This is a genomic window from Altererythrobacter chaiwopuensis (assembly GCF_054957735.1).
Genome location: NZ_JBTXJF010000010.1, coordinates 1 through 275, shown reverse-complemented (window position 1 = coordinate 275; position 275 = coordinate 1). Strand labels below are relative to the sequence as shown.

Below are 275 nucleotides of genomic sequence, written 5' to 3'. Positions count from 1 at the left end.
AGAATCCGCGCACGCCCGAGACGGCGTCGAGGAACGCGTCGACGTCGGCGTCGGTGTTGTACAGCGCGGCGGAGGCGCGGACGGATGCCGTCAGGCCGAACCGGCGGTGGAGGGGCTGCGCGCAGTGGTGCCCGACGCGCACGGCCACGCCCCGCGCGTCGAGGAACTGGCCCACGTCGTGCGCGTGCACCCCGTCGACGTCGAAGGCGACGAGCGCGACGCGCTCGGCGGCGTCCGTGTCGCCCAGCATCCGGATGCCGGCGATCTCGCGCAGC

General features: G+C 74.9%; 1 protein-coding gene. It reads right to left on the bottom strand.

Features of this window, described 5'->3' with window-relative positions; genetic code table 11:
* Positions 1 to 275, bottom strand: a 275-nt coding sequence (locus ACX3VQ_RS12990) for an aminotransferase class V-fold PLP-dependent enzyme (protein WP_462581466.1), incomplete at both ends; no start/stop codon positions are given.